This window comes from Cupriavidus sp. BIC8F (assembly GCF_032465815.1).
Taxonomy (GTDB): domain Bacteria; phylum Pseudomonadota; class Gammaproteobacteria; order Burkholderiales; family Burkholderiaceae; genus Cupriavidus; species Cupriavidus necator.
Genome location: NZ_CP136094.1, coordinates 1,860,680 through 1,887,150 on the forward strand (window position 1 = coordinate 1,860,680; position 26,471 = coordinate 1,887,150).

Annotated in this window: 26 protein-coding genes; 7 read left to right on the forward strand and 19 right to left on the reverse strand. The window is 68.7% G+C overall.

All coding sequences use genetic code 11. The features are described from left to right. Positions 1-45 precede the first annotated feature (45 nt). A complete protein-coding gene (locus tag RS901_RS08770; protein WP_316152969.1) occupies positions 46-951 on the forward strand; it encodes a LysR family transcriptional regulator in 906 nt (301 codons plus the stop codon). A gap of 3 nt (positions 952-954) precedes the next feature. On the opposite strand, the gene RS901_RS08775 is transcribed toward RS901_RS08770, so the two are convergent. Beyond that, positions 955-2,085 (reverse strand): anhydro-N-acetylmuramic acid kinase, encoded by a 1,131-nt coding sequence (locus RS901_RS08775; RefSeq protein WP_316152971.1) that lies wholly within the window; start codon positions 2,083-2,085, stop codon positions 955-957. A gap of 11 nt (positions 2,086-2,096) precedes the next feature. Beyond that, a complete protein-coding gene (locus RS901_RS08780) occupies positions 2,097-3,488 on the reverse strand; it encodes a M23 family metallopeptidase (protein WP_316152972.1) in 1,392 nt (463 codons plus the stop codon). Between the two features lie 245 nt (positions 3,489-3,733). Between RS901_RS08780 and tyrS the strand changes: the two genes are divergently transcribed. The 4 genes from tyrS (at position 3,734) to RS901_RS08800 (ending at position 6,884) form a co-directional block, all read left to right on the forward strand. Continuing rightward, positions 3,734-4,975: a tyrosine--tRNA ligase gene (gene tyrS, locus RS901_RS08785; protein WP_316152974.1), complete on the forward strand. Its 1,242-nt coding sequence runs from the start codon at positions 3,734-3,736 to the stop codon at positions 4,973-4,975. Positions 4,976-4,985: 10 nt separating this feature from the next. Next, positions 4,986-5,447 carry a D-aminoacyl-tRNA deacylase gene (gene dtd, locus RS901_RS08790; RefSeq protein WP_010813898.1) on the forward strand — a complete coding sequence of 154 codons (462 nt, stop codon included), beginning with the start codon at positions 4,986-4,988 and terminating at the stop codon, positions 5,445-5,447. A 51-nt stretch (positions 5,448-5,498) separates the two neighbouring features. After that, positions 5,499-6,146, forward strand: coding sequence for a YbhB/YbcL family Raf kinase inhibitor-like protein (locus tag RS901_RS08795; protein ID WP_316152977.1), 648 nt, complete (start codon positions 5,499-5,501; stop codon positions 6,144-6,146). Positions 6,147-6,209: 63 nt separating this feature from the next. Then, the gene (locus RS901_RS08800; RefSeq protein WP_035824657.1) at positions 6,210-6,884 is read left to right on the forward strand and encodes a histidine phosphatase family protein; all 675 of its coding nucleotides are present in this window, start codon (positions 6,210-6,212) and stop codon (positions 6,882-6,884) included. A 2-nt stretch (positions 6,885-6,886) separates the two neighbouring features. On the opposite strand, the gene RS901_RS08805 is transcribed toward RS901_RS08800, so the two are convergent. From RS901_RS08805 to RS901_RS08885, 17 genes are all read right to left on the reverse strand, one after another. Further along, positions 6,887-7,612 carry a queuosine precursor transporter gene (locus RS901_RS08805; protein ID WP_316152980.1) on the reverse strand — a complete coding sequence of 242 codons (726 nt, stop codon included), beginning with the start codon at positions 7,610-7,612 and terminating at the stop codon, positions 6,887-6,889. A 200-nt stretch (positions 7,613-7,812) separates the two neighbouring features. After that, complete coding sequence (locus RS901_RS08810; protein WP_316152982.1) at positions 7,813-8,397, reverse strand: BPSL1445 family SYLF domain-containing lipoprotein; 585 nt, start codon at positions 8,395-8,397, stop codon at positions 7,813-7,815. 44 nt (positions 8,398-8,441) lie between these two features. Further along, on the reverse strand, positions 8,442-9,035 hold the full coding sequence (locus tag RS901_RS08815; protein ID WP_010813893.1) for a hypothetical protein: 594 nt from the start codon (positions 9,033-9,035) through the stop codon (positions 8,442-8,444). Between the two features lie 207 nt (positions 9,036-9,242). After that, positions 9,243-10,301 carry a Holliday junction branch migration DNA helicase RuvB gene (gene ruvB / locus RS901_RS08820; protein WP_013955579.1) on the reverse strand — a complete coding sequence of 353 codons (1,059 nt, stop codon included), beginning with the start codon at positions 10,299-10,301 and terminating at the stop codon, positions 9,243-9,245. Positions 10,302-10,359: 58 nt separating this feature from the next. Beyond that, entirely contained in the window at positions 10,360-10,941 is a 582-nt protein-coding gene (ruvA, locus tag RS901_RS08825; protein WP_316152986.1) for a Holliday junction branch migration protein RuvA, read from the reverse strand. Positions 10,942-11,019: 78 nt separating this feature from the next. Beyond that, positions 11,020-12,252: a glycerophosphodiester phosphodiesterase gene (locus tag RS901_RS08830; protein ID WP_316152987.1), complete on the reverse strand. Its 1,233-nt coding sequence runs from the start codon at positions 12,250-12,252 to the stop codon at positions 11,020-11,022. Between the two features lie 83 nt (positions 12,253-12,335). Next, the gene (gene ruvC, locus RS901_RS08835; protein WP_078195302.1) at positions 12,336-12,881 is read right to left on the reverse strand and encodes a crossover junction endodeoxyribonuclease RuvC; all 546 of its coding nucleotides are present in this window, start codon (positions 12,879-12,881) and stop codon (positions 12,336-12,338) included. 146 nt (positions 12,882-13,027) lie between these two features. Continuing rightward, on the reverse strand, positions 13,028-14,602 hold the full coding sequence (purH, locus tag RS901_RS08840) for a bifunctional phosphoribosylaminoimidazolecarboxamide formyltransferase/IMP cyclohydrolase (RefSeq protein ID WP_114134925.1): 1,575 nt from the start codon (positions 14,600-14,602) through the stop codon (positions 13,028-13,030). A 22-nt stretch (positions 14,603-14,624) separates the two neighbouring features. Beyond that, positions 14,625-14,858 (reverse strand): Fis family transcriptional regulator, encoded by a 234-nt coding sequence (locus RS901_RS08845; protein ID WP_010813887.1) that lies wholly within the window; start codon positions 14,856-14,858, stop codon positions 14,625-14,627. Next, positions 14,855-15,916, reverse strand: coding sequence for a tRNA dihydrouridine synthase DusB (dusB, locus tag RS901_RS08850; protein WP_316152994.1), 1,062 nt, complete (start codon positions 15,914-15,916; stop codon positions 14,855-14,857). The genes RS901_RS08845 and dusB overlap by 4 nt, the downstream gene beginning before the upstream one ends. A gap of 285 nt (positions 15,917-16,201) precedes the next feature. Then, entirely contained in the window at positions 16,202-17,440 is a 1,239-nt protein-coding gene (locus tag RS901_RS08855; protein ID WP_316153436.1) for a UbiH/UbiF/VisC/COQ6 family ubiquinone biosynthesis hydroxylase, read from the reverse strand. Beyond that, a complete protein-coding gene (locus RS901_RS08860) occupies positions 17,421-17,900 on the reverse strand; it encodes a hypothetical protein (RefSeq protein ID WP_316152997.1) in 480 nt (159 codons plus the stop codon). The genes RS901_RS08855 and RS901_RS08860 overlap by 20 nt, the downstream gene beginning before the upstream one ends. Next, complete coding sequence (locus RS901_RS08865; RefSeq protein WP_316152999.1) at positions 17,897-19,300, reverse strand: aminopeptidase P N-terminal domain-containing protein; 1,404 nt, start codon at positions 19,298-19,300, stop codon at positions 17,897-17,899. Before RS901_RS08865 ends, RS901_RS08860 begins: the two co-directional genes overlap by 4 nt. Before the next feature lie 104 nt (positions 19,301-19,404). Next, positions 19,405-20,148, reverse strand: coding sequence for an N-acetylmuramate alpha-1-phosphate uridylyltransferase MurU (gene murU, locus RS901_RS08870; protein WP_316153001.1), 744 nt, complete (start codon positions 20,146-20,148; stop codon positions 19,405-19,407). Beyond that, positions 20,148-20,471 carry an AzlD domain-containing protein gene (locus tag RS901_RS08875; RefSeq protein ID WP_010813881.1) on the reverse strand — a complete coding sequence of 108 codons (324 nt, stop codon included), beginning with the start codon at positions 20,469-20,471 and terminating at the stop codon, positions 20,148-20,150. Before RS901_RS08875 ends, murU begins: the two co-directional genes overlap by 1 nt. Next, positions 20,468-21,271: an AzlC family ABC transporter permease gene (locus RS901_RS08880; RefSeq protein ID WP_316153004.1), complete on the reverse strand. Its 804-nt coding sequence runs from the start codon at positions 21,269-21,271 to the stop codon at positions 20,468-20,470. Before RS901_RS08880 ends, RS901_RS08875 begins: the two co-directional genes overlap by 4 nt. A gap of 4 nt (positions 21,272-21,275) precedes the next feature. Continuing rightward, positions 21,276-22,310, reverse strand: a complete 1,035-nt coding sequence (locus RS901_RS08885; protein ID WP_316153006.1) for an aminoglycoside phosphotransferase family protein — start codon at positions 22,308-22,310, stop codon at positions 21,276-21,278. Positions 22,311-22,520: 210 nt separating this feature from the next. On the opposite strand from RS901_RS08885, the gene lptD reads away from it, so the two are divergent. Together lptD and RS901_RS08895 are read left to right on the forward strand one after the other, a co-directional pair. Further along, entirely contained in the window at positions 22,521-24,962 is a 2,442-nt protein-coding gene (lptD, locus tag RS901_RS08890; protein ID WP_316153008.1) for an LPS-assembly protein LptD, read from the forward strand. A gap of 9 nt (positions 24,963-24,971) precedes the next feature. Then, a complete protein-coding gene (locus tag RS901_RS08895) occupies positions 24,972-26,447 on the forward strand; it encodes a peptidylprolyl isomerase (protein WP_316153010.1) in 1,476 nt (491 codons plus the stop codon). The last annotated feature ends 24 nt before the right edge of the window (positions 26,448-26,471 follow it).

Here is a 26,471-nt window from a genome sequence, read left to right on the forward strand (position 1 = left end):
TGGATAGGAAAAGCATATATTTCCTATGTTGCGATATAGGAAATCATGATCCCCTTCTCCTTCCGCCAGCTCGAATACTTTGTCGCCGCAGCCGAGCATGGCAGCATCAGCGCGGCGGCTCGGGCGCGCCATGTGTCGCAGCCTTCTGTCTCCACCGCGATCGCGCAGCTGGAAGACACCCTGGGCGAGCCGCTCTTCAGGCGCCAGGTCAGCCGCGGGCTGTCCCTGACGCCCGCCGGGCAGCGCCTGCTGGGGCGGGCACGAGACATTCTCGCGCTGGCGGCCGGCCTCACCGTGGACGACGCCACCGGCCGGGGCCTGACCGGCCAGCTCTCGCTGACCTGCTTCCAGGATCTCGGGCCGTACTTTGTGCCAGGTTTGCTGGCGGGGCTGCGCCGGCACCATCCGGGCATCTCGGTGACCTTGTTCGAGGCCGACCTGGCGACCGTCCACCGCACGCTGCAGGCGGGCAAGGCCGAACTGGCGCTGACCTATGAACTGGGGCTTGATGCCCGCACCGAGCGCCGCACGCTGGCGGAACTGGCACCCTATGCGCTGCTGCCCGCCGGCCATCCGCTGGCAAGCGGCACCGATGTGAGCCTGGCCGACCTGGCCGGCGAACGGCTGATCCTCGAGGACATCCCACAGACGCGCGAGTACTTCCTGTCGCTGTTCTGGGCGCATGGCCTGCACCCGGTGCTGCACCAGTACACGCAGACCTTCGAGATGCAGCGCGGACTGGTGGCGCACGGCTATGGCGTGGCGCTGTCGTGCACGCGCCCGGCCGGCGACCACAGCTACGACGGCGTGCCGATCGCCTGCCTGCCGCTGCGCGAGCCGGTGACGCCGCAGCGCGTCGTGCTGGCGCGCTCGCCGGCCATGCGGGCCTCGCCGCTGGCACAAGCGTTCATGGATTGGGTGGAGGCGGGCGGCGCGATGCGCCTGTCCTAGCGCTTAGCGCGGATAGATTGCGCCCAGCACGCGCGGCCCGGCGGCGCCGGTCACGGTGGGCACGTTGCCGGGCAGGCGCAGCAGGCACTGGCGTGCGAGCCAGGCAAAGGCGATGGCTTCGACCTGCGACACCGGCACGCCGTAGTCTTCCGAGGTCTCGATGGCCACGCCGGGCAACGCCTGCGCCAGCCGCGCCATCACGAACGCATTGCGGGCGCCGCCGCCGCAGACGACCAGGCGGCGCGCATCGGGCGCATGGGTGCGCACGTCGCGCGCGATGGCCTCGGCCGTCAGCGCGGCCAGCGTCGCCTGCACATCGGCAGGCGCGAGGTGCTGGAACGAGGCGAGACGGGCTTCGAGCCAGCCCGGATGGAACAGGTCGCGCCCGGTGCTCTTGGGCGGCGCCACGCTGAAGTAGGGCTCGGCCAGGCACTGCGCCAGCAGTGCGGCGTCGACGCGCCCGCTCGCGGCCCAGTCGCCATTGCTGTCAAAAGGAAGCCCGCGGTGGCGGCCGATCCAGTAGTCGAGCAGCGCATTGCCCGGACCGCAGTCGAAGCCGCTGACGGCGCCGCCCGCCGCGGGCAGGATGCTGATGTTGGAGATGCCGCCGATATTGCAGGCAACGCGGGTTTCGGCGTCGCTGCCGAACAGCGCATGGTGCAGCGCCGGCACCAGCGGCGCGCCCTGGCCGCCGGCGGCGAGGTCGCGGCTGCGGAAGTCCGCCACCACGTCGATGCCGGCCAGCTCGGCCAGACGCGCCGGATGCTGGCTCTGGCGGGTGTAGCCGATGCCGTCATAAAGGCCCGGCCGGTGGCGGATCGTCTGGCCGTGGGCGCCGATCGCGGCCACCGCGGCCGCGTCGACCTGCGCCTCGCTCAGCAGGGCGGCCACGCAACCGGCGTAGACCTGCGCCAGCGCATTGGCTGCCAGCGCCTCGCGATGGATCTCGTCCTCGCCCGGCTGCTGCAGGGCAGAGAATGCCGCGCGCAGCGTGTCGGGGAAGGGCTGGCTGGCGGCCGCCAGCACGGCGGGCCGCACGCCGCTGAAATCCACCAGCACCGCGTCGGCCCCGTCCATGCTGGTGCCGGACATGATGCCGATATAGCGTTCGCTGCCAGGCACGGGCTGAGTCACGATGGGCGCGGTCAGTTGGAGGCGGTCAGCACGTTGTAGGTGCGCAGCGCATTGATGCGGCTGAGCAGCCCGCTGGTGTAGGTCAGGAATTCCTGGCGCGACTTGCCGGTCAGCGTCGGCGATTCCATCAGCGTGATGGTCAGCGGGTTCTGCGGCACGTCGTTGAAGCGGAACTCATAGTGCAGGTGCGGGCCGGTGGCCCAGCCGGTCGAGCCGACATAGCCGATCAGCTGGCCCTGGCGCACCGGCTGGCCCTGGCGCATGCCGGCAAAGCCGGACAGGTGCGCGTAGTAGGTTGAGTAGCCGTTGGCGTGGTTCAGGATGACGATATTGCCGTAGCCGTTCTGCTGGCCCACGAACTCGACCACGCCGTCGCCGGTGGCCAGCACCTTGGTGCCGGTCGGGGCGGCGAAGTCCACGCCCTTGTGCTGCGCCCAGTCATGATGCAGCGGATGCTCGCGGCCGCCGAAGCCCGACGACACGCGCGAGAATTCCACCGGCGAACGCAGGAACGGCCGCTTCATGCTGCGCCCGTCGAAGGTGTAGTAGGCGCCGCCGTCCTTGCTGTCCTCGGGCGCGAACCACAGTGCCTGGTGCAGCTGGTTGCGGTTGATCAGCTCCAATGCGACCACGCGGCCGTTGCGCACGAAGGTGCCGTCGCGGAAGCCCGCTTCGTAGATGATGCGGAAGCGGTCGCCGCTGGCGATGTCGTGGTGGAAGTCGATCACGCCGGAGAAGATCGACAGCATCTGCTGCACGACTTCGTCGGGCACGTTGGCCGCGTCCATGGCCTTGAAGAAGCCGCCCGCGGAAATCGCGCCCGAGGCCATCTCGTAGTGCACGTCGTTGTCGACGCGCTGCACCCTGGCCTTGTAGGTGGCGGCGGTGTCGTCGCTGGCCGCGCGCACGCGCTCGATCACCAGCTCGCGCGAGGCGGCTGCGTCGCCGCCCAGGTTGGCCTGCAGCGACACCAGCGTGTTGCTTTCGTCGATCTCCGCCTGCACCGCCTGGCCGGGGTTCAGGTTGAACAGGCCGCGCGCGGTCGGGTTCTTGACGATGAACGCCTGCGCGTCGGCATCGTCCACGCCCAGCCGCTTGAGCAGGCTGGCGATGGTGTCGCCGCGCTGCATGCGCTCTTCGCGTACGTAGACGGCCTCGTTGTCGGTAAGCTGTTCAAGTTGCTCGCGCACGTCGGGCATGCGCAGCGCCTGCTGCGTGCGCGGTGCGAGCGGATCGTCAAAGGCGCTGCGCGGCGCAACGCCCATCGCCGCGGCCATGCCGAGCGTGAAGATTGCGCCCACCGAGGCCGTCAGTTGTTTGCGCCGCCGCGCGTGCTGGGGGTTGGTCGGATCGACAAGAACCACCAGCTCACGCGCGAAAACTTCGCGGAGTCTGGACCACATCACGTAAAATTCAACCTTGGTCTGAGCACCACTGCCGGGGACGATGTGTCTCGTCTGCCTTCCTCCCCCGAGGTGCGGCGCGGGCTCTTCACTGTTATTTGGCCGCCTGCATTGCTGCACAAAGTGGCGGGTAGCGCACTGGAAAGGCTTCCGTAGGCGCCGGGAATCGCGGATTATACCAAAGTCCAGCCCTGTCGGCTGTCAGGAAATTTCCTAAAATTTCAAGTATTTCAAAGACTTACGTCATGACTGAAGTTGCCTCGGGCCCCACGGCCAAATACCCCCTGACGCCGTCGGTGATGCAGGCCCTGGAAGTCTCCAAGCGAGGCTGCGACGAACTGCTGATCGAATCCGAGTGGACGCAGAAGCTGGCGCGCAGCGAGGCCACCGGCGTGCCGCTGCGCATCAAGCTGGGCCTGGACCCGACCGCGCCCGACATCCATATCGGCCATACCGTGGTGCTGAACAAGCTGCGCCAGCTGCAGGACCTCGGCCACCAGGTGATCTTCCTGATCGGCGATTTCACCTCGACCATCGGCGATCCGTCTGGGCGGAACAGCACACGTCCGCCGCTGACGCGCGAGCAGATCGAGGCCAACGCGCAGACCTACTACCGCCAGGCCAGCCTGGTGCTCGACCCGGCCCGCACCGAGATCCGCTACAACAGCGAATGGTGTGATCCGCTGGGCGCGCGCGGCATGATCCAGCTGGCGGCCAAGTACACCGTGGCGCGCATGATGGAGCGCGACGATTTCACCAAGCGCTTCCGCTCCGGGATTCCGATCTCCGTGCATGAGTTCCTCTACCCGCTGATGCAGGGCTATGACTCGGTCGCGCTGAAGTCGGACCTGGAACTGGGCGGCACCGACCAGAAGTTCAACCTGCTGGTCGGGCGCGAGCTGCAGAAGGAATACGGCCAGGAGCCGCAGTGCATCCTGACCATGCCGCTGCTGGTGGGCCTGGACGGCGTCGAGAAGATGTCCAAGTCCAAGGGCAACTACGTCGGTGTGACCGAGGCGCCCAACGAGATGTTCGGCAAGCTGATGAGCATCTCGGACGACCTGATGTGGCAGTACTACACGCTGCTGTCGTTCCGCCCGCTGGCCGAGATCGACCTGATGAAGCAGGAAATCGCGGGGGGCCGCAATCCGCGCGACTGCAAGGTGCTGCTGGCGCAGGAGATCGTGGCGCGCTTCCACAGCCAGGCCGATGCCGAGAAGGCGCTGGACGACTTCAACCACCGCGCCCGCGGCGGCGTGCCGGACGACATCCCGGCAGTGAGCCTGAGCGGCGCGCCGCTGGGCATCGCGCAGTTGCTCAAGCAGGCCAACCTGGTGCCGTCCACCTCGGAAGCCAACCGCAATATCGAGCAGGGCGGCGTCAAGATCGACGGCGCCACGGTCAGCGACAAGGCCACCAAGGTGGCCGCCGGCACCTATGTCGTGCAGGTCGGCAAGCGCCGCTTCGCGCGCGTGACGCTGGCCTGAGGCGGCCGGGATGATCGCGCTGATCCAGCGGGTGGCCCAGGCCCGCGTCACGGTAGAAGGCCGCACCACCGGTGAAATCGGCGCCGGCCTGCTGGCGCTGGTCTGCGCCGAGCGCGGCGACACCGAGGCGCAGGCAGAGCGGCTGCTGGCCAAGATGCTGTCGTACCGGGTGTTTTCCGATGCGGCCGGCAAGATGAACCTGCCGGTGCAGAACATGGACGGCAACGGCAACGCCGGCGGGCTGCTGGTGGTGTCGCAGTTCACGCTGGCGGCCGATACCAACAGCGGCACGCGGCCGAGTTTCACGCCCGCTGCCTCGCCCGAGGACGGCCGGCGCCTGTACGAGCATTTCGTGGCGCAGGCGCGCGCCGCCCATCCGCAGGTGCAGACCGGCGAGTTCGGCGCGATGATGCAGGTCAGCCTGGTCAACGATGGCCCGGTCACCTTCTGGCTGCGGGTGCCGCCGGCCTGAACAGATTCCAAGCTGTCGCGCCCCGGCGCGGCACCAAGACAGGAGAGACAAATGAAACTCTGGAGCAAGTCCTTCAACGACAACGCGCCGATTCCCGGCGAGTTCGCCTTCTGCGTGCCCGACGCAGCCGCCCACGTGGCCCTGTCGAACAACCGCAATCCCGACCTGCACTGGGAAGACGCCCCGGCCGAGACGCGCTCGTTCGTGCTGATCTGCCACGACCGCGACGTCCCCAGCAAGGGCGACGACGTCAACCAGGAAGGCCGCGAAGTGCCGGCCTCGCTGCCGCGAGTGGACTTCTTCCACTGGGTGCTGGTCGACATCCCGCCGGGCCTGACCTCGATCGCGGCGGGCTCGCACAGCGACGGCGTGATCGCGCGCGGCAAGCCGGGTCCCGAAGCCACCGGCGGCACCGCCACCGCGGGCGGTCTGCGCCACGGCATCAACGACTACACCGGCTGGTTCGCCGGCGATGCCGACATGAAGGGCGACTACTACGGCTATGACGGCCCGTGCCCCCCGTGGAACGACACGCTGCTGCACCACTACGTGTTCACGCTGTATGCGCTGGACGTCGACCGGCTGCCGCTGGATGGCACCTTCACCGGCGCGCAGGTGCGCGAGGCGATCCAGGGCCATGTGCTGGCGCAGGCCAGCCTCACCGGCACCTATACGCTGAACCCGAAGCTGGCGAAATAACGCCTGGCCGGCGCCGCGCCAGCCGCGCGGCGCCGGCCTCAAGGAAATCCCGAAGGAAACGGCATGTCGCAAAGCCCCGGGCCGCATTCGCTGGCCTATACCCACCTGATCGTGATCCGCCACGGCGAAACGGCCTGGAACCGGGAGCGCCGGCTGCAGGGCCAGCTCGACATTCCCCTGAACGAGACTGGCCGCGCCCAGGCGCGCGCGCTGGCCACTGCGCTGGCGGGCGAGCCGATCGATGCTGTCTATGCCAGCGACCTGTCGCGTGCGATGGAAACCGCTGCGCCGCTGGCCGAGGTGCTGGGGCTGCAGGTGCGCCCCGATGCGCGCCTGCGCGAGCGCAGCTATGGCACGTTGCAGGGCAAGACTTACGCCGAGGTGGCCGAGCACCTGCCCGAGGATTTTGCCCGCTGGCAGGCGCGCGTGCCGGACTACGCACCGCCTGAAGGCGAGTCGCTGCTGGGCTTCCATGAGCGGGCGGTCGAGGTGGTGCTGGCGCTGTCGCGCCGGCATCCCGGCGAGCGCATCGCGCTGGTGGCGCACGGCGGCGTGCTCGACTGCCTGTACCGCGAGGCCACCGGCATGACGCTGGAAGCGCCGCGCCAGCATGAACTGCTCAATGCCAGCGTCAACCGGCTACGCAGCGACAGCACCCACCTGACGCTGGCGCAGTGGGGCGATGTCAGCCACCTGGAAAACCTGGCGCTGGACGAGGTGGACCGCCGCGTGCCGTAGCGCTACACGCGGACGCGGAACGGGGTGAAGTCGGTATTGCGGTCGAAGTAATCCTCGTTCTCGGCCCGCTTCAGGAACCCCACCACCTTGTACGTCACCGGTGTCATCACCACTTCCCAGCCGGTCTTCAGCACGTACTGCGCCACCGCCACCTGGATCACCTTCTCCAGCGGCCAGATGCCGTAGAAGGCGATCACGTAGAACAGCGACGAGTCGACCAGCTCCCCGGCCAGCGTGGAGCCGATCGTGCGCGTCCACAGCCACCGCCCCGACGTCCACAGCTTCATCTTGGCCAGCACGTAGCTGTTGGTGAAGCTGCCGCAACAGAAGGCGATCAGCGAGCCGAGCGCAATCCGCCAGGTATTGCCGAACACCTCCTGCAGGCTTTTCTGGTACTCCGCCATGAAGGGCGCGACCGGCATGTTCAGCACCACCAGGCTCATGAAGGTGGCGAACGCCAGCGCGGCGAAGCCGGCCCAGACCACGCGCCGGTCGCGGCCGTAGCCGTAGACCTCGGTCAACACGTCGCCGAAGATGTAGGAGATCGGGAAGAACAGCACCCCGGCGCCGAAGGTCACCGTGCCGATCACCGGCAGCGTCACCTGCGCCGCCTTGGCCGCGCCGATCAGGTTCGAGCACAGCAGCACGGTGACAAAGGCCACCATGACGAAGTCGTAGTAGCGGTAGACGCGCGCGGCACGGGCCGGGCTGGCGGGTATGGCTGACATGAAGGCTCCGGTCGCGTGCGCGCGCGGGCGCAGTGGGTTGGGCGCGATTATGCCAGCGGGTGGGCAAGTTCGCGCGCGCCGGGCGCTGGCTGCGCGCCGCAGGGCGGCGCGGCGAGAGAGCGCTCCCCAAAAGAAATTCCCGGCCGGAGCCGGGAATCTGTTCGGGAGAGGCGGCCCTGCGGGGGGCGGGGCCAGCGGTGTCAGAGCTCCAGCTTGCTGATCTTGGAGCCGTTCACCGAGACGTCGAACATCAGCCCGGCGTTGGTCTGCACGAATGCAACCACCGGCTGCTGGCTGGTCAGCGTGTCGAGCCGGCCGTCCGCGCCGATCTTCGCCACCGCCACGTTGGCATCCGCGCCCGCCGTCCAGCCCTTGCTGGCCACAAACTTGTTGTAGGCCTCGGGGGTCATGAACATGATGATGACAGCCTTGGATTGCCCACCGGCGGTCAGCCCGACCGAGGCCTGCGTCGTGCTGTAGTAGCCGACCGTCGCGCCCTTCGAGCGCAGCGCGCCCTCGCCGTATTCGGCGCCTACAATGAAGCCGCCGGCAAGTACGCGTGGGAATACCAGGACGCCCTGCGCACGCTGCGCCAGCTCGCGCGAGCCGTTAGCCGAGGAGAACAGCCGGTTCAGCGCGCCGTCGACACCCGCATCGATTTCCTGCTTCTTGGCGACCGGGTCTTTCGACGCGCTGGTGCCGGTGGTGGTGCAGCCCGCGGCCATCGCGGTCGCAACGAGAAGGCCGGATCCTGCAACCCGGGTAACAAAGTGGCGACGATTCATAGGTAACCTCCTGATGGGAAAAGTACCGCGTCTGGCTCGGTGGCTCAGTTGGCTGCGGCTGCCGCGGGTGCCTTGACCGTAATGGCCACGACTTCACGGTAGACGATCTTGGCCATCTGGCCCTGCTTGATGCCGTTCAGGTCGATGGCCGGGTCCTGCACTTTCACGGTGCGCAGCGTCTCGCGCGGACCGCGGAAGGTGATCAGGCGCTTGGCCGGGTCGACCTTGGTGATCTGTGCGGTCACCGTGGTGGTGATCTCGCGCATGATGCCGGGCTTGCCGCCCTCGGCGGCGCGCGTGGTGCGGTCGACCGATTCGGCCAGTGCGGTGGCCTTGCTGTCGACCGGCTCAAGCGCGGCGACCAGCGCGGCGCCACGCGCCACGGTGAGGATGTCGCCCTTGCGGATCTGGCCAAAGTTGCGGGCTTCGTCGCCAGCCACCAGTTCGACCACGTTGCCGCGCGGGCCCTGGACCAGCACGGCCTTGGATTCGGGATCGATATCGACGATCTTGCCGCTGATGACCGCTTCTTCGGCCACGCCGACGGGCGCCGGCGGGCGCTGGGCGTTGGCACTGCCGGCGGCGAACGCGGTGGCGGCGAGGGCTGCGGCGAGCAGGCTGGACGAATGGCGAATCATTGGCTTTCCTTGACGTAATTGTGAAGGTGCCGTGCCTGGCGGGGCACGGCCATCGCAGCACCGGGCCGGTGCCGATAAAGCCATTGTGGACAATCGGCCACGGGCCAGCAATCCACTTCGAAAAAATTTGGAGCGCGAAATTAAAACATTTAATTGGTGCTGCGCCGGGGCGCTGCCAGGGCGTTATGGCTGCGCTGCAGCGAGCTGTCAGGCGTCGCCGAACAGCTCGGTCGCGCCGCTGCCTTGCGGGTTGGCCAGGCCGAAATGCCGGTAGGCGGCCGCCGTGGCCACGCGCCCGCGCGGCGTGCGCTGCAGGTAACCTTGCTGGATCAGATAGGGCTCAAGCACGTCCTCGATGGTGTCGCGCTCCTCACCGATGGCCGCGGCCAGGTTGTCCACGCCCACCGGGCCGCCGCCGAACTTGAGCAGCACGGCTTCGAGCAGCTTGCGGTCCATCAGGTCGAAGCCGACGCTGTCCACGTCCAGCATGGCCAGCGCCGCGTCGGCCATGGCGCGGGTGATGTTGCCGTCACCTTTGACCTCGGCGTAGTCGCGCACGCGGCGCAGCAGCCGGTTGGCGATACGGGGCGTGCCGCGCGCGCGCCGGGCGATCTCCAGCGCGCCCTGCGGGTCGATGCGGGCATGCAGCAGCTGCGCCGAGCGCGTGACGATGCGGGCCAGCTCATCGGCGGTATAGAACTCCAGCCGCGCCACGATGCCGAAGCGGTCGCGCAGCGGGTTGGTCAGCATGCCGGCACGCGTGGTGGCGCCCACCAGCGTGAACGGCTGCAGGTCGAGCTTGACCGAGCGTGCCGCCGGGCCTTCGCCGATCATGATGTCGATCTGGTAGTCCTCGAGCGCCGGGTAGAGGATTTCCTCGACGACCGGCGAGAGCCGGTGGATCTCGTCGATGAACAGCACGTCGTTGGCTTCCAGGTTGGTCAGCAGCGCGGCCAGGTCGCCCGGGCGTTCCAGCACGGGGCCCGAGGTCTGGCGCAGGTTGACCCCCATCTCGCGCGCGATGATGTGGGCCAGCGTGGTCTTGCCCAGGCCCGGCGGGCCGAACAGCAGCACATGGTCCAGCGCCTCGCGCCGGTTGCGCGCGGCGTGCATGAAGATATCGAGCTGCCCGCGCACCTTTTCCTGGCCGACATACTCGTCCAGCAGCTTGGGCCGCAGCGCGCGCTCGAACGCCTCCTCCTGCGACGAGGCGGGGGTGGCGGCGATCACGCGGGCGGGGGCGGCAAGCTTGTCAGTTTCGATCATGGTGGTCAGGGGCCCGGACAGCGGCAACAATCCGCCATTCTACGCGCCTATGCAGGTCTCAAGCCTTGGACAATGCCTTGAGCGCCAGCTTGATGCCTTCCGACACGCCGGTCCCCGCCGGCACCTGCTTGATCGCGGAGGCGGCTTCCTTCTCCGAGTAGCCCAGCGCCAGCAGCGCATTGAGCACGTCGACGGCGCTGTCCGGCACCGCCGGCGTGCCCGGCGCATGGCCCAGCTCCGCGCCCAGCTTGCCCTTGAGCTCCAGCAGCAGCCGCTCCGCGGTCTTTTTGCCGATGCCGGGAATGCGCGTGAGGCGGCCGGCTTCCTGCAGCGTGATGGCCTGCGCCAGCTCGGGGACCGACATGCCCGACAGCACTGCCAGCGCCATGCGCGCGCCGATGCCGGTGATCTTGATCAGCTCGCGAAAGGTGTTGCGCTCCGATGCGGTGCCGAAGCCGTACAGCAGGTGCGCGTCCTCGCGCACGATCAGCTGCGTCAGCAGCGTCACCGGCTGGCCCATCGCGGGCAGGTTGTAGAAGGTGCTCATCGGCACGTCCACCTCGTAGCCGACGCCGTGGCAATCGACCAGCAGGTGAGGGGGATTCTTCTCGATAAGGGTGCCGGCGATGCGTCCGATCATGGTGCGGAGGAGGGAATGGAAGGTGGGGTGTCAGGGAGGAGGCGGCCGCAAGTGTAGCCCAGCGGCCGCCCGGCCGGGTCAGCGCGCCGGCGTATCCACCGCGCGCCGGCCCAGCGCCGGGTCGTCGGTGAAGAAGCCGTCGATGCCGGCCGCGATAAAGGCCTGCACCTCCCGCTCCATGCCGGACGGGCTGCGCGTGGTGTCGTCGCCGCCGGTCTGCAGCGCCTTGGGCAGGAAGCTGTTTTCCGGGCGGAAGGTGTAGGGATGGACGAACAGCCCGGCAGCATGCGCTTGGCGCACCACCGGCGTCGGCGCAGCCAGCGCGCCCTGCGCGTCGCGCGGCACCACGCTGCTCTTCTCGGGGCCGATGCCGTCGGCATAGGCCGCCACCTCGCGCAGGCCGGTCGCGCCCAGCATGTCGCCGAAGGTGCGGCCGTCGCCGGCCAGCTTCCAGTCGGCCGGGCCCTTGCGCGGGTTGCCGATGAGCTGCACCAGCTTCACGTTGGGCAGCCCGCTGCCAAGCGTGCGCCGCAGCGCGCGCAGGCTGCCGGTCTCGAAACACTGGATAAACACGGGTGCGTTGCGCAGGTAGGGTTGTGCCCGCAGCGCGGCCACCAGCTTGTCCTCGAGCGGCAGCCCGATGCCGCGGAAGTAGCTCGGGTGCTTCAGTTCCGCGTAGATGCCGATGGGCTTGCCGGTGCGCAGCGCGGCCTGCTCGGCCAGGCGCACGATCTCGTCGAAGGTCGGCACCTCGAACTGGTCGTTCAGGCGCGCATTGTCCGGGCGCAGGCGCGGGATGCGCTCACGCGCGCGCAGCGTCTTGAGCTCGGCCAGCGTGAAGTCTTCGGTGAACCAGCCGCTCAGGCGCTCGCCGTCGATCACCTTGGTGCGCTTGCGCTCGGCGAACTGCGGCAGTTCGGCCACGTTGGTGGTGCCGGTGATGTCGTTCTCGTGGCGCGCCACCAGCACGCCGTCGCGTGTCATGACCAGGTCGGGCTCGATGGCGTCGGCGCCGTCCTCGATGGCCTTGGCGTAGGCGGCAAGCGTATGTTCGGGGCGCAGCGCGCTGGCGCCGCGGTGGGCGATCACCAGCGGCCGGGGCTGGGCGGCGGAGCCGGCCGGAGGCGCGGCGCTCGGCGCGGGCGCTGGCGCCGGCGAGGCGGGCTTCGGGCGCGGCGCGGTGGCGCAGCCGGCGACCAGCACGGCGCAGGCCGCGGCGGCCGGGAACAGCCATCGTCGGGAGGCGGCAAGAACAGGGAAGAGGCCGGCGGCGCGCGAGCGCGGCGCGCTCAGTCGGGACTGGCTAGGCATGCAGCTTTCCTATGGTGAGACGAATCCCCGATTGTAAAAGACGGGAAAGCCAGCGCGGCGCAAGCCGTATCCTGCCAGTGCGCTCAGCCGACCAGCCGCCCGCGCCGCACGCGCATGCCCTTGCGCACCAGGTCGGGCGCCAGGCCCGCCAGCGTGCCCAGGGTATCGCCGCCGTTGGCATGGCAGATCGCCACGCCGAGCGCATCGGCCGCATCGCTGCCGGGCTGGCCGGGCAGCATCAGGAGCCGCGTCACCATTTCCTGCACCTGCGCCTTGTTGGCGCGGCCATAGCCGACCACCGCCACCTTCAGCTGCAGCGCGGTGTACTCGAACACCGGCAAGCCGTAGCCCACCAGCCCGCAGATTGCCGCGCCGCGGGCCTGGCCGAGCAGCAGCGTGGACTGCGGGTTGACGTTAACGAAGACCTTCTCGATTGCCGCGCAGTCGGGTGCATAGGTGCGCGACACTTCGCTGATGCCGTCGTAGAGCGTCTTCAGCCGTTCCGGCAGGGTTGAATTGCCGTCGCTCTTGATCGTGCCCGAGGCTACGTAGGCAAGCTTGTTGCCGTGCTTCTCGATCACGCCGAAGCCGGTGGTGCGCAGGCCGGGGTCGATGCCTAGGATTCGCATTGGGTGGGTAGGGTGAACAGGCCCTAGTGTATTGCTTTTTGCGCCGGCACCTAATGCAAAAAGCGGTTTCGCTTTCCCTTGCAGGAGAACAAAACCGCTTCGGGAGCCGGCGGTCTTGCCAGGCAAGACCACAAGCCAGCCAGTGCTTAGTGGCGGAAGTGGCGCGTGCCGGTCACCACCATGGCAATGCCGCGCTCGTCGGCGGCGGCGATCACTTCGTCGTCGCGCATCGAGCCGCCCGGCTGGATCACGCAGGTCGCGCCCGCGTCGACCACCACGTCCAGGCCGTCACGGAACGGGAAGAACGCGTCCGAGGCCACTGCCGAGCCGGCCAGCGTCAGGCCGGCGTTCTGCGCCTTGATGCTGGCGATGCGGGCCGAATCCACGCGGCTCATCTGGCCCGCGCCCACGCCCAGCGTCATGCCGCCGCCGCAGAACACGATGGCGTTGGACTTGACGAACTTGGCCACGCGCCAGGCGAACATCAGGTCGTCCATTTCCTTCGGCGTCGGGTGGCGGCGCGTCACCACGCGCAGCTCGGACGGCTGCACGTTCCTGGCGTCCGGGCTCTGCACCAGCAGGCCGCCGCCGACACGCTTGAAGTCATACTGGTTGATGCCCTTGCCCAGCGGGATCTCCAGCAGGCGCACGTTCTGCTTGGCCGCGAACACGGCACGCGCGCCGGCGCTGAACGACGGGGCGATCAGCACTTCAACGAACTGCTTGGCCACCGCCTGCGCGGCGGTCTCGTCCAGTTCGACGTTGAAGGCGATGATGCCGCCGAAGGCCGAGGTCGAATCGGTCTTGAAGGCCTTGTCATAGGCTTCGAGCGCATTCGCGCCCAGCGCCACGCCGCATGGGTTGGCGTGCTTGATGATGACGCAGGCGGCACCGTTGGCGGCGTCGAACGACTTGACGCATTCCCAGGCCGCGTCCGCATCGGCGATGTTGTTGTACGACAGCTCCTTGCCCTGCAGCTGCACGTAGTTGGCCAGCGCGCCGTCCACGGCCTTCAGGTCGCGGTAGAACGCGGCCGACTGGTGCGGGTTCTCGCCGTAGCGCATTTCCTGCACCTTGTCGAAGGCCAGGTTCAGCGTCTGCGGGTAGGCGCTGCGCGCCTGGTGCGACTTGTCGGCACCCAGGCTGGTCAGGTAGTTGGTGATGGCGCCGTCGTACTGCGCGGTGTGCGCGAACACCTTGGTGGCCAGGCGGAAATTGGTGTCGTAGCCGACGCTGTTGGCGTTGGCGCGCATTTCATCGAGCACCACGGCGTAGTCGGCCGGGTCGACGATCACGGTCACGTCGCGATGGTTCTTGGCCGCCGAACGCAGCATGGTCGGGCCGCCGATGTCGATGTTCTCGATCGCGTCAGGCAGGGTGCAGTCATCCTTGGCCACGGTCTGCTGGAACGGGTACAGGTTCACCACCAGCAGGTCGATCGTCGGGATGTCGTGCTCGGCCAGCGCGGCCATATGCTCGGGCAGGTCGCGGCGCGCCAGGATGCCGCCGTGCACCTTCGGGTGCAGAGTCTTGACGCGGCCGTCAAGCATTTCAGGGAAGCCGGTGTAGTCGGCCACCTCCGTCACGGGCAGGCCGCTGTCGGCCAGCAGCTTGGCGGTGCCGCCGGTGGAAAGCAGCGTGACGCCGAGCGCGTTCAGTTCGCGCGCGAAATCGACGATGCCGGTCTTGTCGGAAACGGAGAGTAGGGCTTGCTTGATCATGGCTGTGGGAGACGCTTCAAATTCAAAGTAAACCGTGCTGCTGCAGCTTCTTGCGCAGCGTATTGCGATTGATGCCCAGGTAGGCGGCCGCCAGCGACTGGTTGCGCTCGGCGCGCACCATCACGGCTTCCAGCAGCGGCCGTTCGACCGCCTCGAGCACCATGTTGTACATATTGGACGGCTCTTCGCCGTCCAGGTCGCGAAAGTACGTATCCAGGCTTTCCCGGATGCACTGGTCGATAGCGTTGCGGCTCATGCGGCAAGCAACTCCCCGTTTTTGTTGTTGTTCGCTTCGTCTTGGTCTTGTGCTGCGTCGTCCACGTACACCAGCCGGTCAGAGATCTGCGCCTGCTCGTCGAAGAAGGCATTGACCGCCGCCAGTTGCCCGCCGGTGCTCTCCAGCGTGTTCATGCGGTGGCGGAACAGGTTGGCGCCGCGCAGCCCGCGCGTGTACCAGGCAATATGCTTGCGCGCGGTGCGCACACCGGTGAATTCGCCATAGAAGGCGTAGTGGTCTTCCAGGTGCGCATTCATGATGGCGCGGATCTCGGCCACTTCCGGCGACGGCAGCATCTCGCCGGTCTTCAGGAAATGCTCGATCTCACGGAACAGCCAGGGCCGGCCCTGTGCCGCGCGGCCGATCATGATCGCGTCCGCGCCGGTCAGCGCCAGCACTTGCTTTGCCTTCTGCGGCGTGGTGATGTCGCCGTTGGCGACCACCGGGATCGAGACCGCTGCCTTGACCGCGGCAATGGTCTCGTACTCGGCGTCGCCGTGGTACAGGTCGGCGCGGGTGCGGCCGTGGATGGTCAGCATGCTGATGCCCGCGTCCTCGACCATGCGCGCGACGCGCAGCGCATTGCGGTTCTCGCGGTTCCAGCCGGTGCGGATCTTCAGCGTGACCGGCACCCGGTCGCCCACCGCGCCGACCACGGCCTGGACGATGCGCACCACCAGCGGCTCGTTCTGCAGCAGGGCCGAGCCGGCGGCGACGTTGCACACCTTCTTGGCCGGGCAGCCCATGTTGATGTCGATGATCTGCGCGCCGCGGTCCACGTTGTAGCGCGCGGCCTCGGCCATCATCGACGGCTCGGCGCCGGCGATCTGCACGGCGATGGGCTCGACCTCGCCGGCATGGTTGGCGCGGCGCATGGTCTTCTCGCTCTTCCACAGCTGTGCGTTGGACGCCACCATTTCCGACACCGCATAGCCCGCGCCGAGCTGCTTGCACAGCTGGCGGAAGGGGCGGTCCGTCACGCCCGCCATCGGGGCGACAAACAGGTTGTTGCGGAGTTGGTGAGGTCCGATCTGCACGATTGGGCGGCGGTTCTGAGAGGCTGTCCCGGTGACCGTAGCGCCCTCGCGGCGCGGATGGCGCCAGGGAAGGGATCGGGACAGCCCGCTCTGAGACGGAAGACGAAACGGAAAAACATGCCCCTGCCGATACTGCTGCCGGCGTTGGATCGGGACATGTGCGAGGGCAGGATTCTACCGCCAAACCGTCGCCATTGCCCAAGATTTGAGCATCCGCAGCGCATCCGGGCAGGGGCCGTGGCGCAAACGCCGCCACGCGCGTGGCGCTTGCGCCACTGCCTGAGGTCAGTGGCGCATTCCGAACATCATGTGGCGCGCCAGCGCATGCCGCAGCGGCGGCAGGCAGGCCAGCGCGGCCAGCGACGCGCCCCGCGCGTGCGCGGCCAGCGGGTAGGCGATGCCGAACACGCGCGGCAGCAGGTCGGTCACGCCGATGGTGACGGCGCGGTCGAGCCGGTGGCGGCTGGCAAAGGCTTGCAGCGCCTGCGGCGTGCAGGCGCTGCGCAGCGAATCGGCCAGCGCGAAGGCGTCGCGCAGGCCCAGGTTGAGCCCCTGTCCGGCCACCGGGTGCAGCGTTTGCGCGGCATTGCCGACCGCCGCCACGCGGCCGTTGACGGTCACCGGTGCGGCATTCAGGCCGAGCGGGAAGGCATGGCGCTTGCCGGCCAGCGTGAAATGGCCCATGCGGTCGCCGAAGGCCCGGCCCAGTTCCGCCGCGAACTCGGCTTCCGGGAGCGCGATGCGCCGCGCGGCCTGGTCCGGCGGGCAGCACCACACCAGCGCATAGCCCGGCACGCCGTGCTCCTCGTGCGGCAGCAGCGCCAGCGGGCCTTCCTCGGTAAAGCGCTCCCAGGCCCAGCCCGGCTGCGGGCGCGAGCAGGCCACATGGGCGATCACCGCGGTCTGGCGGTAGTCGCGCGTGCGTGCGCCGCGGCCCTGGTGGGCGGCCTGCTGGTGGAACAACCCGCCCTCGGCCTGCACCACCAGGCGCGCGGCCAGGTGCGCCACCTGGCCGTCGTGGCCGGTGCCGGCCAGCTGCACGGTGCCGGCATCGGGGTCGTCCGCGGCGCGCGGCGCGGGATCCTGTGCGATCTGGTCGATGCGGGTCTCGAACACGCGCTGCAGCCGGCCTTCGCCCGCCGCCTGCGCGGCATGGGCGAGCGCGCGCTCCAGTGCCTCGCACAAGTCGCCGTAGCGCACCACGTAGCCGAGCGCCGGCACGCCGTAGTCGTCATGGTGCAGCCGGACATGGCCGAAGCGGCCGCGCTGCGAGACATGGATGTGCTCGATCGGGCTGCCGGGCACCGGCCAGGCGCCGATCTGCTCCAGCAGCTGGCGGCTGCCATGCGACAGCGCGATCGCGCGCGGATCGCGCGCGGCGCGCGCCGGGGTGGCGGCATCGACCAGCGTCAGGCGCCAGTCGGTAGTGCGCAGCAGCTGGCAGGCCAGCGCCAGCCCGACCGGGCCGCCGCCGACGATGGCGATATCGCAAAGGCCGTGGAAATCACGCTGCGCCGCCGGCATCGTCGCTGCCTCCCGCATGACCCGCATCCGCCTGCGGTTGTGCTGCCGCATCGCGCTTCCAGCAGATCGCATCCGAGCGCGACTTGCCCGCCGCGGCGTCGCGCAGCGCGTTCTCGAGCTTCTGGTGGTTGAAGCCCGGCAGTGCGCGCAGCTGCTCCAGCAGTGCCACATGGTTGGCGGCATTGAGCGGCGCCACGCAGCCCTGGCCCGAATCGGGCGTGCCGATCAGGATCAGCCAGGCCGTGCCGGCCCAGGGCGCGCGGTCGGACACCCGCACCACCACGCGCTCGAGCGCGTCCCAGGCGACTTCCTCGCGCTGGCCGTCGGGGCGGTGCACCACCACGCGGTCCTCGTACAGGTTGATGATGAAGGGTTCGGACGGATCGGGCCGGCGGGTGCTGCCAGCATTGCTGCCGCTGCGGGCCTGGCCCGGAAAGATCCTGCGCAGCCAGCCGATCATCGCAGACCTCCGGCAGCATTTGCGTTATCGCGCATCAGCGCCTCGATCTCGTCGGCCAGCACCGGCACGCCGCGCGTGATCAGCTCGCAGCCGCCGTCGGTGACCACGGCGTCGTCCTCGATGCGGATGCCGATATGCCAGTAGCGCTCGGGCACGTCCTCGGCCGGACGCACATAGATGCCGGGCTCGATGGTCAGCACCATGCCCGGCTGCAGCGGCCGCCACGGGCGCTCGCCCTCGCCGCCGTGGCTGGCCACGCGGTACTCGCCCACGTCATGGACATCCATGCCAAGCCAGTGGCCGGTACGGTGCATGTAGAAGCGGCGGTAGCTGCCGCTGGCGAGCACGTCGTCGAGCGTGCCTTCCTTGTTGCGGTCGAGCAGGCCGGTATCGAGCATGCCCTGCGCCAGCACGCGCACGGCGGCGTCATGCGGCACGTTGTAGGGCACGCCGGCGCGGGTCTCGGCGATGGCGGCGTCCTGCGCGGCCACCACCAGGTCATACAGCTCTCGCTGCGCCGGCGAGAAGCGGCCCGAGACCGGGAAGGTGCGGGTGATGTCCGAGGCGTAGCCGTCGAATTCGCAGCCGGCATCGATCAGGCAGAGGTCGCCGTCCCGCAGTTCGGCGGGGCCGGCGCGGTAGTGCAGCACGCAGGCGTTGGGGCCGGCCGCGACGATCGAGTTATAGGCCACGCTCTGCGCGCCATGGCGGCGGAATTCATAGAGCAGCTCTGCTTCCAGGTGGTATTCACGCAGCCCGGCGCGGGTGGCCTGCATGGCCCGCACATGGGCCCCGGCGGAGATCTGCGCCGCGCGGCGCATGGTGGCCAGTTCGCCCGCATCCTTGAACAGGCGCATTTCATCGAGCAGGGTGCGGATGTCGAGCGCAACCGACGGCGCGGCCACCCCGGCGCGGCCCTGCATGCGCACGGCGTCCAGCCAGCGTCGCATCTGCACGTCGGTGCGGGTCGAGTCGGCCAGCGGGTAGGCGATCTGCGCGCGGTTGGCCAGCAGCGGGGGCAGCGCGGCATCGATCTCTTCGACCGAATGCGCTTCATCGAAGCCGAACGCGGCGCGCGCGCCTTCCGGGCCGAAACGGAAACCGTCCCAGATCTCGCGCTCTTCATGCTTGGGGCGGCAGAACAGGATGCTGCGGTCGGCGTCAGCGGGGTCGCCCGGCGCGCCGGCCACCAGCACCAGCACGGCCTCGGGCTCGGTAAAGCCGCTCAGGTAATAGAAATAGCTGTCGTGCCGGTATGGGTAGTCGCTGTCGCGGTTGCGCATGGCTTCCGGCGCCGTGGGCAGGATCGCCACGCCGCCGCCACCGGCGCGCAGGTGCTGCAGCACACGGGCGCGGCGGTCGCGGCAGGCGGCGAGGAGGGCGTTGTCGGGTGAGGACATGGTAGGGCCTGGGATGAGGAGGATCAGGCCGATTCTACCGCCGCTGGCGCCTTGCTGGCCGCGGGATCTTCCGGGCGCCTTGTCAGCCTGCCCAGTCAGTCGGCTTAGCGCCCGTGCGCCGCCACAGGCGCTGATGCCGCAAGCGCCGCATCCAGCTCGGCCAGCTGCGCCGGCGTGCCCACGTTCTCCCAGCGTCCGTCGAAGCGTTCGCCGGTAGCGGCGCCGGCCTCGATGGCCTCCCAGTAGTAGGGTGTCATCGGCATTTTGGTGCCAGGCTCGATTGCGGTGAAGAGGCGCGTGTCGTACAGGCCGATATTGCCGAATGTCAGCCGTTCGCCACCGTTGGCCAGGGTCCCGTCGAGCGTCAGCAGGCCGTTCGGTTCCAAGGTGAAGTCGCCGTTCGGGTGAAAATCCGGGTTGGGCACCATCACCAGGTGCATGCGTGGGGCGGGCGCGCCGGCCATGTCGTGCGCGCGAAGTAACAGCCTGCGGAAGTCGTAGTCGCAGAAAATGTCGCCCGACACGGCCACGAAGATCTCGCCGCGCTCCGGGTGCGCGGACAGCAGCGGCAGGGCCTGTGCTATGCCGCCGGCGGTTTCCAGCGCAGTGCCCTCGGCAGAATAGGCCAGCCGCACGCCGAAACGGCTGCCGTCTCCCAGCGCGGCTTCTATCTGTCCGCCCAGCCAGGCATGGTTGATGACGATGTCGCGCAGGCCGGCACGCGCCAGCGCCTCGATCTTCCAGACGATCAGTGGCTTGCCGCCCACCGCCAGCAGCGGCTTGGGGCAGGTATCGGTCAACGGACGCATGCGGTCGCCGCGGCCGGCGGCGAAGATCATGGCCTTCATCAGAAGAGAGCCTCCAGGGCAAGCAGCGCGGCCATGCCACCGGCGATGGTCCAGCCCACGCTGCGGGTTCGAGCGGCGATCAGGATGGCCACCACGCCGGCCACCAGCCGCGCGTTGGCCGGGGTGAGGGCAAGCTCGCCATGCTGCATCAGCAGGTCAGGGGCGATCAGCGCCGACAGCATCGCTGCCGGCACGAACTGCAGCGCGGTGCGGAACCACGACGGCAGCCGCACGCGGCCTTCCACGGCGATGAACGACAGGCGGATCAGGAAGGTCGCCAGGCCCGCGGCAAGGAAGACCCACAGCAGGGTCATCGCACTCATGCGGCCCCCTTGCCGGCGGACCCGCCTGGCGTGGCATCGGCGCCACGGCTGGCCGGGCGTTGCCCGGGGCGGTTGCCGCGGCCCAGCACCAGCATGCCCACGGCAATGCCGCCGAGCGCCGCCACCATCAGCCCGAGCTTGTGCGGCAGGCTGTAACAGGCCACCGCCAGCACGCTGGCGGCCAGCGCCGCGGCCACTTGCGAGCGGTGCTTCAGTCCCGGCACGATGATGCCGATGAAGGTCAGCGGCAGGAAGAAATCGAGCGGCCAGTGGCGCGGCACCTGGGCGCCGACCAGCACGCCGGCCAGCGTCGACAGCTGCCAGCTGGCCCACAGCGCGAAGCCGCCGCCGAAGTAGTACCAGTGGCGGTAGCGGGCGCGCGGGCCGCTGTCGCCAAGCCGGTGCGTCATCGCGGCAAAGGCTTCGTCGGTCAGCAGGTAGGCGATCAGCGCCTTCCAGCGCCGCGGCAGGTGCGCGAGCGTGGGCGCGATGGTGGCGGAATACAGCGCGTGGCGCAGGTTGACCATGGCCACCGTCAGCGTGATCACCACTGCCGGGGTGCCGGCGGTCCACAACTGGGTCAGGATCATCTGCGAGGCGCCGCCGAACACGACCACGCTCATCGCGCAGGCCAGCCACGCCGGCATGCCGGCGCCGACGGCCAGCACGCCGTAGATCAGGCCGAACGGCACCACGCCCAGCAGCATCGGCGCGAGCGCGCGCGCGCCGGCCAGCCATTCGCCGGCGGCAGTGATGGCGGGCGCGTGGTGGTCGGGCAGAACTGGCTCGTTGTCGGGCACGGCGTCAGAACGTGTAGCCTGCCGGGCTGGCCACGCCTTCGAGCGCGTCCAGCAGCCGGATCAGCTTGCGCAGTTCGGTGTAGCGGCCGGCCACCTGGCGGGTGTACTTCATCACCAGCGGCAGGTTGGCCAGGTAGCCGTCCTTGCCGTCGCGGTGGTACAGCCGTGCGAAGATGCCCAGCACCTTGAGGTGGCGCTGCAGGCCCATCCATTCAAAGTCGCGATAGAACTCGCCAAAGTCGGCGTTGACCGGCAGGCCGGCCTTGCGCGCGCGCTCCCAGTAGCGGATCAGCCAGTCCAGTTGCTGCTCCTCGTCCCATTCGATATAGGCGTCGCGCCACAGCGAGACCGCGTCGTAGGTGATCGGGCCGGTCACCGCGTCCTGGAAGTCGAGCACACCGGGGTTGGCGCCGCCGTCGAGCACCATCAGGTTGCGCGAGTGGAAATCGCGGTGCACGTAGACCTGCGGCTGCGCGAGAATATTCGCGAGTAGCGTTTCCGTCACTTCATGCAGGTCAGCCTGCTGGGCCTCGGTCAGAGTGGCGCCCAGGTGCCTGGCCACGTACCACTGCGGGAACAGGTCGAGTTCGCGCTGCAGCAGCGCGCGGTCGTAGGCCGGCAGTTCGCCGGGGCGGGTGGCGGCCTGGATGCGGACCAGCGCGGCGGCTGCGTCGGCGTACATGCCGTGGGCGGTGGAATCATCGAGCCGCGACAGGTAGGTCTGGTCGCCAAGGTCGGCCAGCAGCAGGAAACCCTGCTCCAGGTCCTGCGCCAGCACGGTCGGCACGGTCACGCCGGCCGCGCCGAACAGCCCGCACACATGGATGAACGGGCGGCAGTCCTCGTGCGCCGGCGGGGCGTCCATCACGATGGCCGTGGGATGCGCCGGATGGCCGGTGCTGACGCGGAAATAGCGCCGGAAGCTGGCGTCGGCCGAGGCGGGGGCGCAGGAATCGGGATCGGCGGACCATGCCGGGCCGAGTCCGGATACCCAGGCCTTGAGCTGGTCCAGGCGCGGGTCGTGGGGGAGAGCTGCCATACAGATACGTGTGGGGAACGGGCGCAGAGTGGAAATGAAACCGAAAGTAAGCGGGAAGGGGACCCTAGGTTGCCCCGTATAATACCCGACCAGACCCGGGCGCCGGGTGGCCCCCGGGAGGGGCCATTCGGTGCCCCGCAGCCTGCTCCGGCAGGGGCTGGCGGCTTGCAGGCGGGCCGCAGCCGACGCCGAGACTGACAACCCGTGCGAATGACCGAACAACGACGATCACCGAACAACAGGGCCTTGCCTTCGCCTGCCCCAACCAGCGTTCCTGCCCGAGCCAGGCGCGCCGGCGGCCTGCACGCGGGCGCGCTGCGGCCGCTGGTGCTGGCCATGGCCAGCCTGTCGGCCGGCGCACACGCCCAGATGTCCGGTTCGGCGATCCCCGATCTCGACCAGGTCGAGCCGGTGTTCGAAGCCGCGCCGAAAGCGCCGCCGCTTCCGGTGGAGTCCGGCGAACTGGTGCCGCGGCTTGCCGAACCCGGCAAACAGTCAGACGCCGGCCCCGGCGGCCCGACCTTTATCGAGGCCGACCGCATGACCGGCTACAGCGAGCGTGGCGTCGAGCTGGAAGGCCATGCCGAGCTGCGCCGTGACGGCGGTGCGATCAAGGGCGACAAGCTGACCTACGACCAGGACACCGACGAAGCCTTCGCGCAGGGCAATGTACGGATGTCGCGCAGCGGCACGCTGGCGGTCGGCCCCGAGGCGCGGATGAAAGTCGAGGCCAACGAAGGCTACATGCTGTCGCCGGACTATTATTTCCAGCAGACCGGAGGCACGGGCAAGGCCGAGCGCATCGACTTCCTGGACAAGGACCGCAGCACCGCCAGGCACGCGTCGTACACCACCTGCTCGCCCGACAACGCCGACTGGTACTTCAGCGCGAACCGGATCGACCTGGACAACGACCGCCAGGTGGGCGTGGCCTACGGCGGCGTGCTGAACTTCTTCGGCGTGCCGATCGCGGCGGCGCCGGCGTTCAGCTTTCCGCTGAACGACGAGCGCCGCAGCGGGTTCCTGGCGCCGCTGATGGGCTACAGCTCGCGTTCGGGCTTCGACCTGACCACGCCGTACTACGTCAACATTGCGCCGAACCGCGACCTGACCATCTATCCGCGTCTGATGACGGAGCGCGGCCTGCAGCTCGGCGGTGAGTACCGTTACCTTGGCCAGGGCTACAACGGGCGCCTGCGCGCCGAGTTTCTGCCGGACGACAAGAAGACCAACTCGAACCGCTGGGCCTACTCGGTCCAGCATAACCAGAACCTGGCCAAGGGTCTTAATGCCTACCTGAACGTGAACCGGGTATCGGACGACCAATACCCGGACGACTTCAACCGCAGCGTTGCGCAGTCCGCGCAACGCCAGTACCTGCAGGAAGGCGGCGTTACCTACAGCTGGCAGGATTTCACGGTGCTGGCGCGGGTGCAGAAGTTCCAGACGCTGCGCCCCAGCGAGCCGTCGTACGAGCGCGTGCCGCAGCTCAACGGCAAGTACATCCGCTACGACCTGGGCGGCTTCGACGTGCAGGTGGAAGCGGACTACACGCGCTTCCGCATTCCGCTGACGTCCACCGGCTTCCAGCAGCCGCAGGGCGAGCGCATGTATATCCAGCCGAGCATCAGCTACCCGATCGTGCGGGCGGGCTGGTACGTGACGCCGAAGGTCACCTTCAATGCGACCCAGTACCAGATGGAGGCGGCCTCCAACACGCCTACGGCGCAGAATAACTTCTCGCGCGTGCTGCCGACCATGAGCCTGGACTCAGGCATGACGTTCGAGCGCGAGGCACCGACGGTCAGCCGCCTGTTTGGCGTGAATTATGTGCAGACGCTCGAGCCGCGCCTGTTCTATGTGTACACCCCGTTCCGCGACCAGAGCCAGTTCCCGCTGTTCGACACGGTGCAGTCGGACTTCGGCTACGGGCAGATCTTCAGCGAGAACCCCTTCACCGGCTACGACCGCATTGCCGACAACAACAAGCTGACCGGCGGCCTGACCACGCGCCTGATCGAAGCCGACACCGGCATCGAGCGCTTCCGCGGCACCATCGCGCAGCGCTACGACTTCACCGGCCAGCGCGTGCAGATCAACGGCACGCTGGCGGATCCCAAGGCGGGTTTCTCGGACCTGCTGGCGGCTACCACTATCCAGATGTTCCGCGGCTATTACCTGGACGCTGGCGTGCAGTACAACCCGGACAGCGACCGGATCAACTACGGCAACGTGGCGCTCTCTTACCGGCCCGAGTCGCGCAAGGTGATTAACGCTGGCTACCGCTACCGCCGCCCGACCTCGGTGACCGACAACACCGCGATCGACCAGTTCGAGGTGTCGAGCCAGTGGCCGATCACGCGCCGTGCCTTCGGCATCGCACGCTTTGCCTTCGACCTGACTGCAAGCCAGATGGTCGACGCGCTGGCGGGCGTCGAGTATGCCGCCGACTGCTGGGTTGGCCGCGTGGTCTACCAGCGCTTCCGCAACACCACGAATGGCTACACCGGGCGGGTCTTCCTGCAGGTGGAGTTCCGTGGCCTTTCCAAGATCGGTTCCAACCCGTTGAACATCCTGCGCCTGAACGTGCCGGGCTATGAGCCCGTATCGGCCAAGCCGGTGCCGACGACCCAGTTCGATCACTATGAATGACGGATTACGATGAAACGTCAAGAATTTGCCGTGTTTTCCTTTCTCCTGACGTCCTGGCACCGCTTGCTGCTGCCGGCCGTGCTGGCCGCCATGGCGGTGCCGGCTGCCGCGCAGCTCAAGGCGCCCGGGACGGCGCCGCGCTCCACCGGCATCTTCGTGCCGCAGGCGTCTGACGTCGCGGCGCCGTCGAGCCAGCCCAAGCTGGGCGTGCCGCCGGCCGGCGGCCAGAAGCGTTCGCAACTGGTCGACGAAGTGGTTGCGGTCGTCAACAACAGCGTGATCACGCGGCGCGAGCTGCTCGACCGTGCCGACGAAATCGAAGGCCAGCTGCGTACCGCCGGCCGCCCGGTGCCCGCGCGCGCCGACCTGCTGGGCGAGGTGCTCGAGCGCCTGGTGATGGAGCGCGTGCAGACCCAGGCCGCACAGGATGCCGGCATCCGCGTGACCGACCAGGAAATCGACCGCGCCATTGAATCGGTGGCGCAGCAGAACCGGCTGAACGCGACCGAGCTGCGTCGCCGCGTCGAGGCCAGCGGCATGACCTGGACCAAGTACCGCGAAGAGCTGCGCAAGCAGGTGCAGGTGATCCGCCTGCGCGAGCGCGAGGTCGACTCCAAGGTGCAGGTCTACGACGGCGAGATCGACAACTACCTGGCGGCCCGCGGCGGCCAGGGCGCCGCCAGCGGCCCGACCGAATACAACGTGGCGCAGATCCTCGTGCGCGTGCCCGAGAATGCCTCGGACGCACAGAAGCAGGCGCAGCGCGCCAAGGCCGAAGGGCTGCTCAGGCAGGCCCAGGGCGGTGCCGACTTCGCGCAGCTGGCACAGGCCAATTCCGAGGGCGCCGAGGCGGCCCAGGGCGGAGCCATGGGCTTCCGCGAGATCGGCCGCCTGCCGGTACAGTTCGCCAACGCCGTGGTCGACCTGCAGGCTGGCGCAGTGGCGCCGCAGGTGGTGGAAAGCGCCGCGGGCTTCCATGTGGTCAAGCTGGTGGCCAAGCGCGCGGCGCCGGCATCCAGCCCGGCCGCGGCCTCGAAGATCACCCAGACCCAGGTGCGCCACATCCTGATCCGCACCGGCCCCAACATGCCCGAGGCCGAGGCGCGCCGCCAGCTCGGCACGCTGCGCGACCGCATCACCCACGGCGGCGACTTTGCCGACGCCGCCAAGCGCTTCTCGCAGGACGGCTCGGCGCAGAACGGCGGCGACCTCGGCTGGGTGTCGCCGGGCGAGCTGGTGCCCGAGTTCGAGCAGGCCATGAGCCGCCTGCGCCCGAACGAGATCTCGGAGCCGGTGGTCACGCAGTTCGGCGTGCACCTGATCCAGGTGCTCAACCGGCGCGAGACCGAGATGTCGCCCGAGAAGCAGCGCGACTTCGCCCGTGCCGAAGTCCGCGAACAGAAGCTGCGCGCAGCCTATGATGACTGGGTGCGCCAGCTGCGTTCGCAGGCGTATGTGGAGTACCGGATCAACCGGCAGCGCTGAAGCGCCGGCCCCCGATCGGCTGAC